Raw genomic sequence first — 17,281 nt, 5'->3', positions numbered from 1 at the left:
GGCGCGCTTCAGAAACCGCGGACAGGCCTGTTACCCTTGGGCCTTACCTCTTCACTCGTTGGCGCCGAGCGGCCGCCATCTTCCGAGTACTGTTTGTATGATCAGAACCCCATCCGTAGCAACACTCCTGACTATTTTCGCATTCGCCTTTGGCACAAGCCAAAACGCCGCTGCGGCGCTTGAAGAGGGGCAGATCGAATCAAGCGTAAATGCTGCTATCGCCCCGCTGATGAAGCACCAAGCCATACCCGGTATGGCCGTGGCGGTATCCTTCAACGGCAAGCAGCATTATTTCAACTACGGCGTAGCCTCCAGGCAGACGGGCCAGCCAGTGAACGCCGACACCTTGTTTGAAATTGGCTCGGTGAGCAAAACCTTCACCGCAACCCTCGCCGCCTATGCCCAGGCCAACGGCAACCTGTCACTGGGCGACGCGGCCAGCAAGTACTGGCCGGATCTCAAAGGCACCTCGTTCGAGGGTGTCACGTTGCTCAATCTTGGCACCTACAGCGCTGGCGGTTTGCCGTTGCAATTTCCCGAGCAGGTCAAGGACCAGGCAAGCCTGCGCGACTACTACCGCCACTGGAAAGCCGACTTTGCCCCTGGCACTTACCGGCTGTATTCCAACCCCAGCCTGGGGCTGTTTGGCTACCTTGCAGCCAGGAGCATGGGCACACCGTTCAGCGAGCTGATGCACAAGCAGCTGCTGCCACAGCTGGGTTTGCAGCATACCTTCGTGCAGGTGCCCGAGGCTCAAGCAGGGAACTATGCCTGGGGCTACGACAATAACGATCAACCGGTGCGGGTCGGGCCGGGGGCACTGGATGCCGAGGCTTACGGACTGAAAACCACATCGGCAGATTTGCTCCGCTACGTCGAAGCCAACATGCAGCCAAAGGGCCTTGAGCCTTTGTTACAGCAGGCCATCGCCACCACCCAGACCGGCTACTATCGCGTCGGCGAGATGACTCAAGGCCTGGGCTGGGAGCTGTATCGCTATCCGCTGACGCTGGATCAATTGCTGGCCGGCAACTCTGCCTCCATGACGCTTGATCCTCATAAAGTGGCCTGGCTCAAGCCGCCGCAGCCGTTGCAGGAGGGCACGCTGCTGAACAAGACCGGCTCAACCAACGGTTTCGGCGCCTACGTGGTTTTCGTACCCTCAAAGCGTATCGGTATTGTCTTGCTGGCGAACAAAAACTACCCGAACGCCGAGCGGGTAAAAGTGGCTCACGCCATTCTTGCCACCCTGGACCCGCAATAACCTCAGGACGTGCCGTTGCGACCGTGCAAACGGTAGCCCTGGCGTTCTGTCAAACGCTCGTAGTATGCCTGGACGCCAGGCAGCGGCGGATGCTCCAGCGGCGTCTGGAACCAGCGGTTGACCGATAGGCCAATGGCGATGTCAGCCAGCGAGAACGCATCACCGCTGACGTAGGCACCGGTGCGCTGCAACTGACGATCGAGGATTGTCATGTTTCGCGCCCAATTGTCGCACGCCGCCGCCAGGGCCTCGGGGTCCTGGTGTTTGGGCGACTGGCGCACCAACGACAGGAATGCATAGCTCCAGGCTCCATTGAGGTCGGTAGCCTGCCAGTCCAACCACTGATCCACGCGGGCCCGCAAGTGTGCTGGGGCCGGGTACAAGTGTTTGCCACCATACTGGTTGGCAAGGTAGCGGATGATGCTGTTGGACTCCCATAAAACGAAATCGCCATCCTCGATCACCGGCACCATGGCGTTGGGATTGAGCGCCAGGAAAGCCTCGCTGTGTGTCGACTGGAACCCTGAGCCCCAGTCTTCGCGCTCGAATGCCAGGTTCAGTTCGGCGCAGGTCCACAGCACCTTGCGCACATTGATCGATGAAGCCTTGCCCAATATTCGCAGCATCCTTTCACTCCTGTGCTTGCTGTTGATTCAGCTGTCGCAAAAACAGACTGAACAATTGCGACTGTGATGAAACACCGAGCTTGGCGTACAGGTTTCGACGATACAGGATCAGGGTCAACTGTAGCTCGTCTTCACCGATCACCGACCGAAAGTAGTTTTGAAAGTAGTTGCTGGCGTGCAAGACGCTATTCTCACTGCAATACTTGCCGTGTCCGACCTACAGACAAATGGCCGCCAAGGGCGCTGGAAAAGCCTTACGCACAAAGGCACTCGTTGCTGCGACATTTTGTCGGTATGGTGGTGTGCAGAAGATGGACGTTTACCCGCTCACAGGAAAACCAGAATGCCCCAACGTGAAGTAATCAATGCATCTGTAAGCCCAAAAGGCAGCCTGGAAACACTGTCTCAACGTGAAGTACAGCAATTGAGTGAAGCCGGTTCCGGCAGCCTGTACACCCTGTTTCGCCAGTGCGCCCTGGCAATCCTCAACACTGGCGCTCATGTCGATAATGCCAAGACCATCCTTGAAGCCTACAAAGACTTCGAAGTACGTATTCACCAGCAGGATCGCGGCGTGCGCCTGGAGCTGTTGAATGCTCCCGCGGACGCCTTCGTTGATGGCGAAATGATCGCCAGTACCCGCGAAATGCTCTTCAGCGCCCTACGCGACATTGTCTATACCGAAAGCGAACTGGCCAGCCAGCGCATCGACCTGGAAAGCTCCCAGGGCATCACCGACTATGTCTTCCACCTGCTACGCAACGCCCGCACTCTGCGCCCGGGTGTAGAGCCGAAAATGGTCGTGTGTTGGGGTGGCCACTCGATCAGCACTGAAGAATACCAGTACACCAAAAAGGTCGGTCACGAACTGGGCCTGCGCAAGCTGGACGTCTGCACCGGCTGCGGCCCAGGCGTAATGAAAGGGCCGATGAAAGGCGCCACTATTGCCCATGCCAAGCAGCGCATGAGCGGCAGCCGCTACCTGGGTCTGACCGAGCCTGGCATCATCGCCGCCGAGGCGCCCAACCCTATCGTCAACGAACTGGTGATTCTCCCGGATATTGAAAAGCGCCTCGAGGCCTTCGTGCGCGTCGGTCACGGCATTATCATCTTCCCCGGTGGTGCTGGTACCGCCGAAGAGTTCCTTTACCTGCTCGGCATCCTCATGCACCCGGACAACCGCGACTTGCCGTTCCCGGTAATTCTCACGGGTCCGAAAAGTGCCGAGCCGTACCTGCAGCAGTTGCACGCCTTCGTGCATGCAACCTTGGGTGATGAAGCACAGAACCACTATCAGATCATCATCGACAACCCGGCCGAAGTGGCCCGACAAATGGTCGATGGCCTCAAGGAGGTCAAGCAGTTCCGCCGCGAGCGTAACGATGCCTTCCATTTCAACTGGCTGTTGAAAATTGAGGAAAGCTTTCAGCGTCCCTTCGACCCGACGCACGAAAACATGGCGAGCCTGCAATTGCGCCGTGAATTACCGGCCCACGAACTGGCTGCAAACCTGCGCCGAGCGTTCTCCGGGATCGTCGCCGGCAACGTCAAGGACAACGGTATCCGCCTGATTGAAGAGAAAGGCCCGTATGAAATCCACGGCGATACTGCCGTGTTGCAGCCACTGGGCAAATTGCTTGAAGCCTTCGTGGCCCAGCACCGCATGAAGTTGCCTGGTGGTGCCGAGTATGTTCCCTGCTATCGCGTTGTAACTTGATCTTCGCCCTCCCCTGAGTTGCGGGCACAGTCTGTGCCCGCAATATTTGCTGTTATTTTCCCTCCTCCTTCAGTGAACCTGCCTACAGAAAAATGGTCTTTCTGCTGGCGGCTTGCGTGCACGCCCGTGTTCACCGGCCCAGTCATCGGGCTTTTATTTTTTATTTCACGCGAAGACCACAATGCCTATCTCTCGTCCTGTTCCTGCGGCGCTTGCCTCTGTTTCGACCTTTTCCCTGCGCCCGCGCAACAGACTCGCCCTCGGCCTGATCGCTGCGCTGACAGCCCTTGGCAGCCCAGTGCATGCCGAAGAAACCACCAGCAACGAGCGCTGGGTCAGTGACAGCCTGACCACCTTCGTACGCAGCGGCCCTACCAACGGTCACCGCATCGTCGGCAACCTCAAGTCTGGGCAGAAAGTCACCTTGATCGACACCCAGGGTAACTACAGCCAGGTGCGCGGCGAGTCCGGCGATATCGTATGGATTACCAGCAGCGACCTGCAATCTGCTCCCGGCCAGGCCGAGCGAGTACCGCAACTCATCGAGCAAGTCAGCCAACTCAGCGAACAACTCAAGACCATCGATGACAGCTGGAAAACTCGTGTGCAAGGCATGCAAGAGACCCTGGACTCACGCAAGGCCCTGATCGATGAACTGGAAGCGCGCAGCAAGGCGCTTAATGCCGAACTGAGTGACACCCAGTCGGAACTGCGCAGCACCCAGGCGCGCCTGGGCGATGAGAACAAACAAGTACTGATGCGCTACATGGTATACGGCGGCGCAATTGCCGGTGCAGGCTTGCTTGCCGGCCTGATCCTGCCTGCCTTAAGCCGTGGGCGCAAACGCAACGACCGTTGGTTTTGACGGTGAACGGGCCCTGGCGGCTGATAGGCGCTGACGGTCTTGAGCACCTGAGCGACCAGCCGGGGCAGTTCGGTGGGCACCGACGCAGCAAAATCTACGGGCGCCTGGATTGCCCGGGCGCACTGCGAGCGATTGCACGCGGTGGTTATGCAAAGCATCGGGTGTTTTTTTCTCGATGCCGAGGCTGCCCGGGCAGCGGGCTATCGACCCTGTGCGGTATGCCTGCCTGTGCAATACAAACGGTGGAAAATGTCAGCCGCGGGCTTGCCCGGCGATCACGCGTAGCCACTCCATCATCACCCGAACTCGCACCGGCACAGTTTCGCGCCGTGGATGCACAAGGTAGTAGCCCTGCCCTGCTATTGACTCGAAATCGCCAAACGGCAAGATCAACTGGCCTTGATCAATCAATGGCTGCACCAACTGTCGACGTCCCATGGCCACGCCCGCATGATGACTCGCAGCCAGCGCACACAAATCCGCGCGGTCGAAAGTCATTGCGCTATTTGGCAGATAGCCTTGAGCATTGTGGTGACGCGCCCAGCGCTGCCATTCGGCGTCGAACGCCGCATGCTCCCAGGCCAGGGCGTCATGCAAGAGCGTGCATTGCTGCAAACGCTGTGGCGCATCGATCAGGTCATGACGCTCGGCATACTGAGGGCTGCACACTGGCGCAACCTGCTCAGCCATCAGCAGTTCACTGACCAGGCCGGGAAACTCGCCGTCCCCATACAACAGCGCCAGATCGACATGACGGGCACGAAAATCCAGCGGATCGTTGCCGCTGCGTACGTCGAGGCTGATCTGCGGGTAGCGCTGCTGAAAATCCACCAGCCGCGGCACCAGCCAACATTGGGTAATCGACGGTCGCGCATAGAGCGTCAGCGCGCCACTCACCGTGGACGTCGAGTCAGGTTGCAGGGCCTCTTGCAGATCTTCGACCAGCCCTTGCACCAGGCGGTACAAGCGCTCACCTTCAGCTGTAAGGCGTATGCGTCGAGTCAGCCGTTCGAACAAGCGCTGTTCAAGTGCCTGTTCGAGTCGGGCGATGCGATGGCTGACCGCGCTCGGCGTCAGACACAATTCCTCTGCCGCCAAGGTAAAACTCAAATGCCGTGCAGCCACCGCGAAGGTATGCAGATTGGCAAACTGCGCGCCGGTCAGGCGGGCACCCAGGCGCGGCGGCAAGTTGAGCATGATTACTGCCCAGCCAGCACGACACGGCCTTTGGCCAGGTAAGCGTCCATTTCGGCGCGGGGTACCATGCTGCCACCCGTGCCCCATACCAGGTGAGTAGCCCGACTCATGCGTGCTTCATCCAGACCCAGGCGGTGGCGGTAGCCTTGCTGCTCCTGGAGTACACGTACCATACCGGGCACCCCGGCAAGCGCCGACGGCTCCAGTTCATGACTCTCGCACGCCTGCATCTGCGCGAGCAGACGGTACAAGGTGTCATCATCGACGGTGTAATAGCCATCGATCAATCGCTGCATCGCCCGTCCGACAAAACCGGATGGGCGGCCCACCGCCAAGCCGTCGGCAGCCGTCTGGTTGTCGATGCCAAAGTCGTACACCGAGACCTCATCGTGCAGCCCGGTATAAACGCCGAGGAACATGCAAGGTGAATGGGTGGGCTCGGCGAACACGCAATGCACCGCATCGCCAAACACCCATTTCAGGCCATAGGCAACGCCACCAGGCCCGCCGCCTACGCCGCAAGGCAGATAGACAAACAACGGGTGCTCAGCATCGACCTGGATGCCTTGCTCGGCAAACTGACGCTGCAAGCGTTCGGCCGCAACAGCGTAACCGAGGAACAAGTTAAGCGAGTTTTCGTCGTCGACGAAATGGCAATGCGGGTCTGCCTCGGCTTCGCGCCGGCCTTGCTCCACCGCCACACTGTAGTCGGCACTGTATTCGCGAACCTCGACACCATGGGCACGCAGTCGATCCTTCTTCCACTGCCGGGCGTCAGCCGACATGTGCACGGTGGCCTTGAACCCCAGGCGCGCACTGATAATCCCGATCGACAGCCCAAGGTTGCCGGTAGAACCTACCGCAATGCTGTACTGGCCAAAGAAAGACCGCGCCGCTTCGCTGTCCAGGCTCGCGTAGTCATCGCCAGGCTGCAGCAAACCGCCTGCCAGTGCCAGGTCCTCGGCATGCTTGAGCACCTCGTAAATGCCACCGCGCGCCTTGATCGAACCTGAAATAGGCAGCAAATTGTCAGCCTTGAGCCACAGCGCGCCGCCTTCGGGCAGTTGATGCTCGGCGCGCAGTACGGCCTGCAGCGCCGGCAGTGGCAACAAGGGCGATTCGATAATGCCCGCGCTGGCTGCCGTTTGCGCGAAGGCCGACTGAATGAACGGTGCAAAACGCTGAAGGCGATCACTGGCCTCACGCACATCCTCCTGGCTCAGAGGAACATCAGCCAACGCCTGCGCACTGGGTGCCAGCTTGGGATTGAACCAACTGGTAGAACGCAAGGCCACCAGATCGGCAATCAATGGGTGAGTCTGGCACCAGGTGTTGACGGAGTGTTCCAGCGGCATTGTCATGCTCCATAGGCAAGCGGATAGAACGATTAAGCGTCAGCAGCGGGTGCATTACAACCGATGGTTACTCACGCCATGGATGATCGTGGTTCAAGCATGCGCCAGCGTGCAGAGCGGCTCACTTCTGCTACCTTGGGAATACCCTCCTCTTCGTCTAACGTATTCTTGCGCAGGTGACCCATCATGGCGCGCACCACCCCCATCGAGCTGTACCGCAACATCGGCATCGTCGCTCATGTTGACGCAGGCAAGACCACCACCACCGAACGCATCCTGTTCTACACCGGGGTCAATCATAAAATGGGCGAGGTGCACGACGGTGCGGCGACCATGGACTGGATGGCGCAGGAACAAGAGCGGGGCATCACCATTACCTCGGCTGCCACCACTGCGTTCTGGCAGGGTTCAATCAAACAATTTCCGGAAAAATTCCGCTTCAACATCATCGACACCCCCGGCCACGTCGACTTCACCATTGAAGTAGAACGCTCGCTGCGGGTGCTGGACGGCGCCGTGGTGGTGTTCAGTGGTGCCGATGGCGTTGAACCCCAGTCGGAAACGGTCTGGCGCCAAGCCAACAAGTACCATGTGCCGCGCATGGCCTATGTCAACAAAATGGACCGCCAGGGCGCCGATTTTCTGCGGGTGGTCAAACAGATCGACCAACGTCTGGGACATCACCCGGTACCGATTCAACTGGCCATTGGCGCCGAGGAACACTTCATCGGCCAGATCGACCTGGTAAAAATGAAAGCCATCTACTGGAATGAGGCCGACCAGGGCACCAGCTATCGCGAAGAGGACATTCCGGCAGACATGCTGGAGCTGGCCAACACGTGGCGTGCGCACATGATCGAAGCGGCTGCCGAAGCCAATGACGAGTTCATGGAGCTTTACCTGAACGGCGAAGAATTGAGCAACGAACAAATCAAGGCCGGCCTGCGCAAGCGTACCCTGGCCAACGAAATCGTTCCGGCCATCTGCGGCTCCTCGTTCAAGAACAAAGGCGTGCCGTTGATGCTCGATGCGGTAATCGACTACCTGCCAGCACCGTCGGAAATCCCGGCAATCAACGGCACCGACCCTGATCACGAAGATAAGCATCTAGAGCGTCATGCCGACGACAATGAACCCTTCTCGGCCCTGGCGTTCAAGATCGCCACCGACCCCTTCGTCGGCACCCTGACCTTTGCCCGGGTTTACTCAGGCGTGCTCAGTTCCGGCGATGCCGTACTCAATTCGGTCAAAGGCAAAAAAGAGCGCGTGGGCCGTATGGTGCAGATGCACGCCAACCAGCGTGCGGAGATCAAAGCGGTTTGCGCCGGTGATATCGCGGCGTTGATCGGCATGAAGGATGTGACCACCGGCGATACCCTATGTGATATCAACAAACCGATTGTGCTGGAGCGCATGGACTTTCCTGATCCGGTGATTTCGGTGGCGGTCGAGCCGAAAACCAAGGCCGACCAGGAAAAAATGGGTATCGCCTTGAGCAAACTGGCCCAGGAGGACCCCTCGTTCCGGGTACGCACCGACGAAGAAACGGCGCAGACCATCATCTCCGGCATGGGCGAATTGCACCTGGACATCATCGTTGACCGTATGCGACGCGAATTCGGTGTCGAGGCCAATATCGGTAAACCGCAGGTGGCCTACCGCGAAAAAATACGCAATACCTGTGAGATCGAAGGCAAGTTCGTCCGCCAGTCCGGTGGCCGTGGCCAATATGGCCATTGCTGGATTCGCTTCGCACCTGGAGAGGAAGGCAAGGAAGGCCTGGAATTCGTCAACGAGGTCGTTGGCGGTGTCATCCCGCGCGAATACATTCCGGCGATTCAAAAAGGTATCGAGGAGCAGATGAAGAACGGGGTTCTAGCCGGTTATCCGCTGATCGGTCTGAAAGCCACCGTGTTCGATGGTTCCTACCACGACGTCGATTCCAATGAGATGGCGTTCAAGGTCGCTGCCTCCATGGCCACCAAGCAACTGGCGCAAAAAGGCGGTGCGGTGCTGCTCGAGCCGGTAATGAAAGTCGAGGTGGTAACGCCTGAGGAATATCAGGGCGATATCATGGGTGACCTGAGCCGTCGTCGCGGGCTGATTCAGGAAGGCGGCGAAACACCCGCAGGTAAGGTCGTCCGTGCCGAAGTACCGTTGGGCGAAATGTTCGGCTACTCCACGCAAATGCGCTCCATGACCCAAGGCCGCGCCAGCTACACCATGGAGTTCACCAAATACGCCGAAGCGCCGGCAAGCATTGCCGATGCGATCATCAAAAGACAAGGCTGATCGCTAAGCGCAACCCAAGCTCGCGCCCCTCAGTGGGGCGGGCTTACCCACGATACAAGCAGCAACGATGCCAGACCTGTAGACTTGCCGCAAAGCCCAAGCCTGCGGAGTTTGCCCCCATGTTCGCCCTCACCCATTTTGTCGCCCCGCCCGAGGAGTCGATCAAGAGCCAGATCCTGCAAATGGTGGTCGATTACCTGACCGATATCAGCCCTGTCGGCATAACACCGAGCAACCCGCTGTTCAATCTCTACCAGTACAGCACCGGCCTTGAGGTCCACCGCTACTTGCAAGCCATGGGCGAACCTGGCGAGCTGTGTGTTGAACTGATCGTGGCCACCGATACGCGAGACCCGCAGACCGTCACCGGCTTTCTTCTCTACCTACCTGTGCACGATGATCCCGAGGCCTGCGCTGTCGCCTACCTCGCCGTACACAACCACTATCGCCGACAGGGCGCCGCTCGCGCCATGCTGGGGCAGATGACCGAACGTTATCCCCATGCGGAACTGGCCTGCACGGTGGGCAAGGTTGCGTATTTTGAAGCAATGGGGTTTGCAGTCATTGCTGCGCGTGGCCCACAAGTGCTGATGAACACCCGTGACCACGCCAGCGAAGGTCAGGTAGCGGTGTTGGATGTGGCGCCAATCTACCGCACCCTCGAAGTGCAGCAGATTCATACCTATCTGCTCCAGCAACATGGCAAGCGAGCGATGATCGATGCCGAGAAACAACGCGACCGGCACCTGGACCAGTTGCAGCGTAAAGCACAGGCTTTTGTCCAGGAGCGCTTGGGCGAACGTGCCTGGCAAAACCGTGGTACGCCTGTACGCCTGGTTTAAGCTGCGCGCTGCAACGCAAGCTCCACCAGCACTTGCAGAACGAAGCGAGTGCTCTGCTCCACCTGCCCTTGGCGACTGGCAATACCCAGGTGACGCCACAAGCCCGGACGCAAAGGACGCATGCACAAGCGTGGGTCCGACTCCGGCACGCTGGACTCGTGGGGCAATAAGGTGGCGCCATAGCCGGCAGCGACCAGGCTTTTCACTGCGTCGTTGTAATTGAGCTGGATTCGCGCATCCGCTTGCAACCCTGCGCTGGCAAACCAGTCACTGGTCACGCGCGACAACTGCGTGGTGCTGTCATTGAGGATCAGCGCCCTACCGGCCAGCCAGGCGGGTGTGATACGCGCAGGTGGCGCCCAGCTCGCAGGCACGAAGGCCATGATCGGGTCACGGCGCCACGGCTGTACCTGCACCCCTTTGAGCGCCGCTTGCGGCAACGCCACCAATCCCAGATCAAGCGTTCCGTCTTGCAAGCGCAGCAGCGATTCTCGCGAGGTCAGCACTTGCACCTGCACATCGATTCCGGGGTGACGCACCCGCAAGATATCCAATGCTTGCGGGAGCAAGTGGGCAATGGCGCCGGTGGAAGCCCCGAGGCGTACCCGGCCACTCAGGCCCTGTACCTGACGTTGAACTTCATCCAGCGCCTGCTCGGCGTCGGCGAGCAGCCGACGCGCGCGCTCCAGCAAGGTTTCACCGATGCTCGTCGGGTGAATCTGCCCGCGTTTGCGCGACAACAGCGGCGCCCCAATGCGCGCCTCCAGATCGGCGATGTGCAGGCTGACAGTCGGTGGCGCCAGGTTGAGCGCCCGCGCGGCCTGGGCAAAGGAGCCGAGGTCGGCAATCACCACTAGGGTTCTGAGGCGGTCCAGGCTGATTTCACGCATAGCTTCCGGTCATTCAGAATTAATGAATGACAGCATCATGATATTCAAATTTTCTTTCGTCCAGTTCAACGCCAGCATAGGCACTCCCTGAACTTATTCATTGAGAGCAACATGCACCAGCCACTTGTGTTTATTGATGGCGACCAAGGCACCACCGGCCTGTTGATCCACTCCCGCTTGCAGGGGCGCGACAATCTACGCCTGCTGACCTTGCCCGACAGCGAACGCAAGGACCCAAAGCGTCGCGCCGAGGCCATCAACAGTGTCGATGTGGCGATTCTGTGCCTGCCCGATGATGCCGCGCGCCAGGCGGTGGCAACGATCAACAGCGCAAAAGTGCGCGTGATCGATGCCAGTTCCGCTCATCGCACGGCGCCAGGCTGGGTCTACGGCCTGCCCGAACTTGACGAGCAACAGGCCGAACGGATCGCCCAGGCCCAGCGCGTGAGCAATCCAGGCTGTTACCCCACGGGCGCCATTGCCCTGTTGCGACCATTGCTCAGCGCAGGTTTGGTGCCTGCTGACTACCCGCTGACGGTCAACGCGGTATCGGGCTATTCCGGAGGGGGGCGTGCCGCCGTTGAGCGTCACGAAAGCGCAGAACAGAAAGCGGACCAGGGCGTTCTGGTTTATGGACTGAACCTGGATCACAAACATGTGCCGGAAATCCAGGTGCATGCCGGTCTGTCACATCGACCGGTGTTCATCCCAAGCTATGGTAGCTACCGCCAGGGCATCGCCCTGACCATTGCCCTGCAGACGCGCCTGTTGCCGGCAGGTGTCAACGCGACCCATCTGCATGAGCGCCTGCGCCAGTACTATCATGGTTCACGCTATGTACACGTGGCAGCGCTGGAACAGGGTGAAGCCGCGCCGATGCTGGATCCGCAAACAGTGAACGACAGCAATGAGCTGCAGTTGGCGGTGTTCGCCAATCCTGCCCATGGTCAAATAGTATTGACTGCGGTGTTCGATAACCTGGGCAAGGGTGCCTCGGGTGCTGCGGTGCAAAACCTGGAGTTGATGCTGGCCTCTATTTGAACACTGGCCCAGGCCGGCGAATTTCCGTAGCATCCTCCCCTTTTCGCCGGCAGCTTCCCCGACCATGAAAACAACCTCCCTACGCGCCGATGTCCTGGCTGGGCTCACCACGTCCTTTGCGCTGGTGCCCGAATGCATTGCCTTTGCTTTGGTGGCGCATCTGAACCCGCTGATGGGTCTCTATGGCGCGTTCATCATTTGTACGCTCACCGCCTTGCTCGGTGGTCGTCCGGGGATGATCTCTGGGGCGGCTGGGTCCATGGCGGTGGTCATCGTCGCCTTGGTGGTTCAGCACGGCGTGCAGTACCTGTTGGCAACAGTACTGCTCGGCGGGTTAATCATGATTGCCTTTGGCGTGCTGCGCCTGGGCAAACTGGTACGTATGGTGCCTTACTCGGTGATGCTCGGTTTCGTCAACGGCCTGGCGATCATCATCGCCCTCGCCCAGCTTGAGCATTTTAAACACGACGGCGCCTGGCTGTCGGGCTCAACCTTGTACCTGATGATCGGCCTGGTCGCGCTGACCATGGCCATCGTTTATTTGCTGCCACGCCTGACCCGTAGTGTGCCGCCGGCTTTGATCGCGATCCTTGGCGTTGGCGCCGGCGTCTACCTGCTCGATCTGCCCACCCATACCCTGGGCGATCTGGCCCATATCGCTGGCGGCCTGCCTGCACTGAGCTGGCCGGACATTCCCTGGACCCTGGAAACCCTGCAGATCATCGCGCCTTACGCGATCCTGATGGCGCTGGTGGGTTTGCTGGAAACGTTGCTGACCCTCAACCTGACCGATGAAATCACCGAAAGCCGCGGCTACCCCAACCGCGAGTGCGTGGCCCTGGGTGTGGCCAACATGACGTCCGGCATGTTCGGCGGCATGGGCGGTTGCGCCATGATCGGCCAGACCGCCATCAACCTGAGCTCTGGTGGACGCGGCCGACTGTCCGGCGTGGTGGCAGGTGTCATGATTTTGCTGTTCGTGCTGTTTCTCTCACCGCTGATCGAGCGAATCCCGCTGGCAGCCCTGGTTGGCGTGATGTTCGTGGTGTCGCAGCAGACATTCTCGTGGGCATCGCTGCGCGTGCTGCACAAGGTGCCGGTGAACGACATGCTGGCAATCATTGCAGTGACCGTGGTTACCGTACTCACTGATCTGGCCACGGCGGTGCTGATTGGTATCGTGATCGCCGCTATAAACTTCGCCTGGCAGCAAGCTCGCGAACTGTATGCTGACAGCCACCTGGAAAGTGATGGCAGCAAGCTCTATCGGGTCCACGGTACGTTATTCTTCGCCTCGACGACGCCCTTCCTCAATCAGTTCGACCCCGTCAACGACCCAGCCCAGGTGACTCTCGATTGCCAGCACTTGAACTTTGTCGATTACTCGGCAATTGCGGCGCTGAAAACCTTGCGCGAGCGCTACAGCAATAACGGCAAGCACTTGCGCGTGGTGCACCTGTCCGAGCGCTGTAAGCAACTGCTCAAGCGCACGGATCTGCATTACGGCTAAATGCAACCTCAGGGTGCACCGAACATTGCCGTCCAGTAGATCCCGGCATCGCTCTTGGGATCGACGGCGTAGGCGGCGCCCAACTCGGTGAACTGCGGGTTCATCACGTTGGCGCAATGGCCAGGGCTGGCCAACCACCCATCGACCACCTTGCGCGGGGTGTCCTGCCCGGCGGCGATGTTTTCGCCCGTCAGCTGTCCTGCGTATCCGGCCAGCTCAGCTCTGTCGCCGGGTGTACGACCATCGCGATCGATGTGATCGAGAAAGTTCTTATTGGCCATTGTTCGGGTATGGGTTTCAGCAACGCCAGCCAACACTGCGTTCCAGGCCAACGGTGCGCTGGCCGCGAACGTCTGGCTGCCACATTGGCGCTGCTGGCTGCGTGCACTGTTGATCATGTTCAACAACTTCTGGCCTTCGGCCTGCCAGTCACCCAGCTTTCCGGCAAGCAGCGGCCGCGCCAGCACGATGCGCCAATCGCGAGCTTGCTGACTGACGCCAATATCGACGAACTGTGGATCAAGCACTACCTGACAGAAGCTTTCCCGCACCGCTTGCATGGCCGCTTGAGCGTCACGAGGGCCATTGAGAGTAATAGCCTGGACATTGACCATCGGGTAACTGACTTGAGCCAGGGCACTGCGCAAATCCACGCTACCGGTGGCCGGCAACACCAGGCGAGGATCGCTGGTCAGTGGCGGCAGCTCTAGCGATGCCTGTCCGCCACAGCGTTGGGCCTGACTGCGATAGCTATTGATTGCATCGATTAACTGCGATGGCTCACTGGCCTGGACTGCCGTGGCGACCAGCAGCGCCATAGGCAGGCAGGCGAGACGCAGAACGGATGACAGGACACGCATGTAAATCTCCCTTGAACGGACTGCACCCATGATGCGCGATGCGCTCGTCGTCGAACAGTTGGAATGTTTTGAGCGCCTTGCGGTCGACCCTGTAACGGGAAGCTTCATCTTTCTCTCGCTACTCAAGAGCCAGATCATGCGCCTTATAACGATTGTAACCTGCCTGGCGCTAAGCCTCTGCAGCCCGCTCGTTGCAGGGAGTGAAGGCAAAGCCCAGGTGGCTGAAGAAAAAGCCCAGGCACTGGAGCAAAAAGCAGCCGCACAACCGGATGCACCGTCTGCCAGCAAAAGCAAAGCCATCAGCCAACCCGAAGCCCAGGCAGTAGACCCTGCAGGTCAGGCGGCATTGGACGACGCCATCACCTGCATGGCACGCAGCATCTATTGGGAATCGAAGGGTGGCAAGGCGCCGGACATGGAAGCGGTGGCCAGCGTGGTGATGAACCGCCTGGGTCATGAGGGCTTTCCCGACACCGTGTGCGGGGTCGTCAAGCAGGGTTCCGAGACCGGCAACTGCCAGTTTTCCTGGTGGTGCGACGGGCGTTCTGACTCAGTCCAGGAAGAAGCCCGTTATGCCATTGCCAAAGAAATCGCACGCAAGGCGCTCAACCGGCAGTTGGATGACCGTACCCGCGGCGCACTGTATTTTCATGACCGCCATGTATCGCCGGATTGGGCGCGCGGCTATGTGAAGACCACAGAGACCAGCGACTTCCTGTTCTACAAGCCGCGAAATGGCACGGCGCGCTAACCGGAGCGCGGGTTCGGGCGGTGTTGGACAGGGGCTTGCATTACCCAATCCTGGGGCAAGCCCACCGCTTCAGGATATATCGACGACGGGTATGTCGCCGATGGTCTTGCCCGCGCGACGGTCACTCATCCAGTTGACCAACTGAGTGGAAAACTCAGGCGGCGCCTTGCGACCAACGCGTCGGGCGATATCCAGGATGGTCTGCTGCGCCAACGCCTCTTCCATGCGTTTTTGCGCCGTAAGCATTACCGCATGAATGGAGCAGGTGCCCTCCTGGGCCCAACTTGGCGGCGAACCTTCAAACAGCGCACAGCGATCGCGCACATCACGGCACTCGAAGATCATCTTGCGCCCGTCTATGGCGGTAACGATATCCAGCACACTGATTTCGTCCGCCGGACGCGCCAGCTTGAACCCTCCGCGCACGCCTTCGGTGGCCGCCACAAGCCCGGCCTTGGCGAGCTTGGTGAAGACCTTGGCCAGGTACTCCTGAGGCACACCCTGCAGGTCGGCAAGGTCACGCACACTGGCTTCACGGCTATCACCCAGCTCATCGACCAGGAAGGTAAGGCAATGGATGCCGTACTCCACGCCAGCGCTATACAAAGACATGACAATCTCCGACTAACTTTGTCGCCAATGCTATCAGATTTTCATGCATGGCGAACGACTTGCGGCCCCTCAAATAGAGCCTCCTTGAGAGAAATCAGCCAATCGACGGCAAGAATCGCTTAAAAATAGTGCTTGCTCAAATTAACTACGACTAATACAGTCGTAGTTACTCGCTGCCATGGCTTGACCTGCACCCCCCCCCATGAGCAACCAGTCAAAAAACAATTTCCTCTCTGTGGAGCAGCCAAATGAAACAGCACATTCTGATTGTCGGCGCAGGTTTTGGTGGTGTCTGGAGCGCGCTGAGCGCAGCTCGTCTGCTGGACCAATATGGCCGCGACGACGTTGCCATCAGTGTTCTCGCACCACAGGCCCAATTGCGTATTCGCCCGCGCTTCTACGAACCTGATGTGCACCAGATGCAAGCACCCTTGGCCGAGCTCTTCAACGCAGTAGGCGTTGCCTTTATCCAGGGCGCGGCCGAACAGATCGACGTGAACGGCAAGCGCGTCAGTTACGTCGATGCCCAGGGCAACCGCAGCGATATCAGCTATGACCGCCTGGTGATGGCTGCCGGTAGCGGCGTGTGGCGTCCGGATATCGACGGTCTGAACACACACGCCTTCGATGTCGATCAGATCGAATCGGCGGCGCGCCTGGAGCAACACCTCAAGTCGCTGGCCAGCCAGCCGGAATCAACCGCGCGTAACACCGTAGTGGTCGCTGGTGGAGGTTTCACCGGTATCGAAACCGCCACGGAAATGCCCGGTCGCCTGCGCGCTATTCTGGGTGCCGATACCAATGTCCGGGTAATCATTGTCGACCGCGGCGCCAGGATCGGTGCTGCCTTGGGTGAAGGCATCAGCCCAACCATCATCGAGGCGTCCGCGGCGCTGGGCGTGCAATGGCGAGTCAATGCTTCGGTAGCGGGTGTGGATGCCGGTGGTGTCACCCTCGCGGACGGTGAGCGGATTGAAGCAAATACCGTGGTCTGGACCGTTGGCGTACGTGCCAGCTCGCTGACGGCGCAAGTGCCGGGCGAACGCGATGCACAAGGTCGCCTGCACGTCGACCGCAACCTTAAGGTAAAGGGCCAGGAGCATGTCTATGCCACCGGCGATGTGGCCTACGCGGCTACCGACGACAAAGGCAACTTTGCCGTCATGTCTTGCCAGCATGCCATCGTGCTAGGCCGTCACAGCGGAAACAACGTGGCTGCAGACCTGCTCGGTGTCGAGCCCACGCCTTATCGCCAACCCAAGTACGTAACCTGTCTGGACCTGGGAGCCTGGGGCGCGGTTTACACCGAGGGCTGGGATCGTCAGGTCAAGTTGTTGCGCAAGGAAGCCAAAGACCTCAAGACCCAGATCAACACCACCTGGATCTACCCGCCCGCAGCTGACCGTACCAGCGCACTGGCCGCCGCCGATCCGCTGATTCCGATCGCTTGATGGCAGAG

Annotated in this window: 15 protein-coding genes; 9 read left to right on the top strand and 6 right to left on the bottom strand. The window is 59.5% G+C overall.

Features of this window, described 5'->3' with window-relative positions:
- Positions 1–97 precede the first annotated feature (97 nt).
- Complete coding sequence (ampC, locus tag H8F21_RS04590; protein WP_203480061.1) at positions 98–1,264, top strand: class C beta-lactamase; 1,167 nt, start codon at positions 98–100, stop codon at positions 1,262–1,264.
- 2 nt (positions 1,265–1,266) lie between these two features.
- Here ampC and H8F21_RS04585 read toward each other — a convergent pair whose 3' ends face one another.
- Positions 1,267–1,890 carry a glutathione S-transferase family protein gene (locus H8F21_RS04585; protein WP_203480062.1) on the bottom strand — a complete coding sequence of 208 codons (624 nt, stop codon included), beginning with the start codon at positions 1,888–1,890 and terminating at the stop codon, positions 1,267–1,269.
- A 343-nt stretch (positions 1,891–2,233) separates the two neighbouring features.
- Here H8F21_RS04585 and ppnN point away from each other — a divergent pair, with 343 nt between their 5' ends.
- On the top strand, positions 2,234–3,607 hold the full coding sequence (gene ppnN / locus H8F21_RS04580) for a nucleotide 5'-monophosphate nucleosidase PpnN (RefSeq protein WP_136476867.1): 1,374 nt from the start codon (positions 2,234–2,236) through the stop codon (positions 3,605–3,607).
- Between the two features lie 181 nt (positions 3,608–3,788).
- Positions 3,789–4,472 (top strand): TIGR04211 family SH3 domain-containing protein, encoded by a 684-nt coding sequence (locus tag H8F21_RS04575; protein WP_203480063.1) that lies wholly within the window; start codon positions 3,789–3,791, stop codon positions 4,470–4,472.
- A 252-nt stretch (positions 4,473–4,724) separates the two neighbouring features.
- On the opposite strand, the gene dsdC is transcribed toward H8F21_RS04575, so the two are convergent.
- Positions 4,725–5,669, bottom strand: coding sequence for a DNA-binding transcriptional regulator DsdC (dsdC, locus tag H8F21_RS04565; RefSeq protein ID WP_203480064.1), 945 nt, complete (start codon positions 5,667–5,669; stop codon positions 4,725–4,727).
- Positions 5,670–5,671: 2 nt separating this feature from the next.
- Complete coding sequence (gene dsdA / locus H8F21_RS04560) at positions 5,672–7,024, bottom strand: D-serine ammonia-lyase (RefSeq protein WP_203480065.1); 1,353 nt, start codon at positions 7,022–7,024, stop codon at positions 5,672–5,674.
- Positions 7,025–7,210: 186 nt separating this feature from the next.
- On the opposite strand from dsdA, the gene fusA reads away from it, so the two are divergent.
- Both fusA and H8F21_RS04550 read left to right on the top strand, forming a co-directional pair.
- On the top strand, positions 7,211–9,316 hold the full coding sequence (fusA, locus tag H8F21_RS04555) for an elongation factor G (protein ID WP_203480066.1): 2,106 nt from the start codon (positions 7,211–7,213) through the stop codon (positions 9,314–9,316).
- Between the two features lie 119 nt (positions 9,317–9,435).
- Complete coding sequence (locus tag H8F21_RS04550; protein WP_203584084.1) at positions 9,436–10,158, top strand: GNAT family N-acetyltransferase; 723 nt, start codon at positions 9,436–9,438, stop codon at positions 10,156–10,158.
- Here H8F21_RS04550 and H8F21_RS04545 read toward each other — a convergent pair.
- The gene (locus tag H8F21_RS04545; RefSeq protein WP_203480068.1) at positions 10,155–11,048 is read right to left on the bottom strand and encodes a LysR family transcriptional regulator; all 894 of its coding nucleotides are present in this window, start codon (positions 11,046–11,048) and stop codon (positions 10,155–10,157) included. The two genes, H8F21_RS04550 and H8F21_RS04545, sit on opposite strands and share 4 nt — an antisense overlap.
- A gap of 111 nt (positions 11,049–11,159) precedes the next feature.
- Between H8F21_RS04545 and argC the strand changes: the two genes are divergently transcribed.
- Positions 11,160–12,089, top strand: a complete 930-nt coding sequence (argC, locus tag H8F21_RS04540) for an N-acetyl-gamma-glutamyl-phosphate reductase (protein ID WP_203480069.1) — start codon at positions 11,160–11,162, stop codon at positions 12,087–12,089.
- 64 nt (positions 12,090–12,153) lie between these two features.
- A complete protein-coding gene (locus tag H8F21_RS04535) occupies positions 12,154–13,599 on the top strand; it encodes a SulP family inorganic anion transporter (protein WP_203480070.1) in 1,446 nt (481 codons plus the stop codon).
- 8 nt (positions 13,600–13,607) lie between these two features.
- Here the strand turns inward: H8F21_RS04535 and H8F21_RS04530 are convergent, their stop codons facing one another.
- Positions 13,608–14,459, bottom strand: a complete 852-nt coding sequence (locus tag H8F21_RS04530) for a CAP domain-containing protein (RefSeq protein ID WP_203480071.1) — start codon at positions 14,457–14,459, stop codon at positions 13,608–13,610.
- A 136-nt stretch (positions 14,460–14,595) separates the two neighbouring features.
- Here H8F21_RS04530 and H8F21_RS04525 point away from each other — a divergent pair, with 136 nt between their 5' ends.
- Positions 14,596–15,210 carry a cell wall hydrolase gene (locus H8F21_RS04525; protein ID WP_203480142.1) on the top strand — a complete coding sequence of 205 codons (615 nt, stop codon included), beginning with the start codon at positions 14,596–14,598 and terminating at the stop codon, positions 15,208–15,210.
- A 69-nt stretch (positions 15,211–15,279) separates the two neighbouring features.
- Here the strand turns inward: H8F21_RS04525 and H8F21_RS04520 are convergent, their stop codons facing one another.
- Complete coding sequence (locus H8F21_RS04520) at positions 15,280–15,822, bottom strand: RrF2 family transcriptional regulator (protein ID WP_203541658.1); 543 nt, start codon at positions 15,820–15,822, stop codon at positions 15,280–15,282.
- 248 nt (positions 15,823–16,070) lie between these two features.
- On the opposite strand from H8F21_RS04520, the gene H8F21_RS04515 reads away from it, so the two are divergent.
- Positions 16,071–17,273, top strand: coding sequence for an NAD(P)/FAD-dependent oxidoreductase (locus H8F21_RS04515; RefSeq protein ID WP_203480074.1), 1,203 nt, complete (start codon positions 16,071–16,073; stop codon positions 17,271–17,273).
- The last annotated feature ends 8 nt before the right edge of the window (positions 17,274–17,281 follow it).

This window comes from Pseudomonas arcuscaelestis (assembly GCF_016881005.1).
Lineage (GTDB): Bacteria > Pseudomonadota > Gammaproteobacteria > Pseudomonadales > Pseudomonadaceae > Aquipseudomonas > Aquipseudomonas arcuscaelestis.
This window is presented reverse-complemented; position numbering and strand designations above follow the sequence as displayed.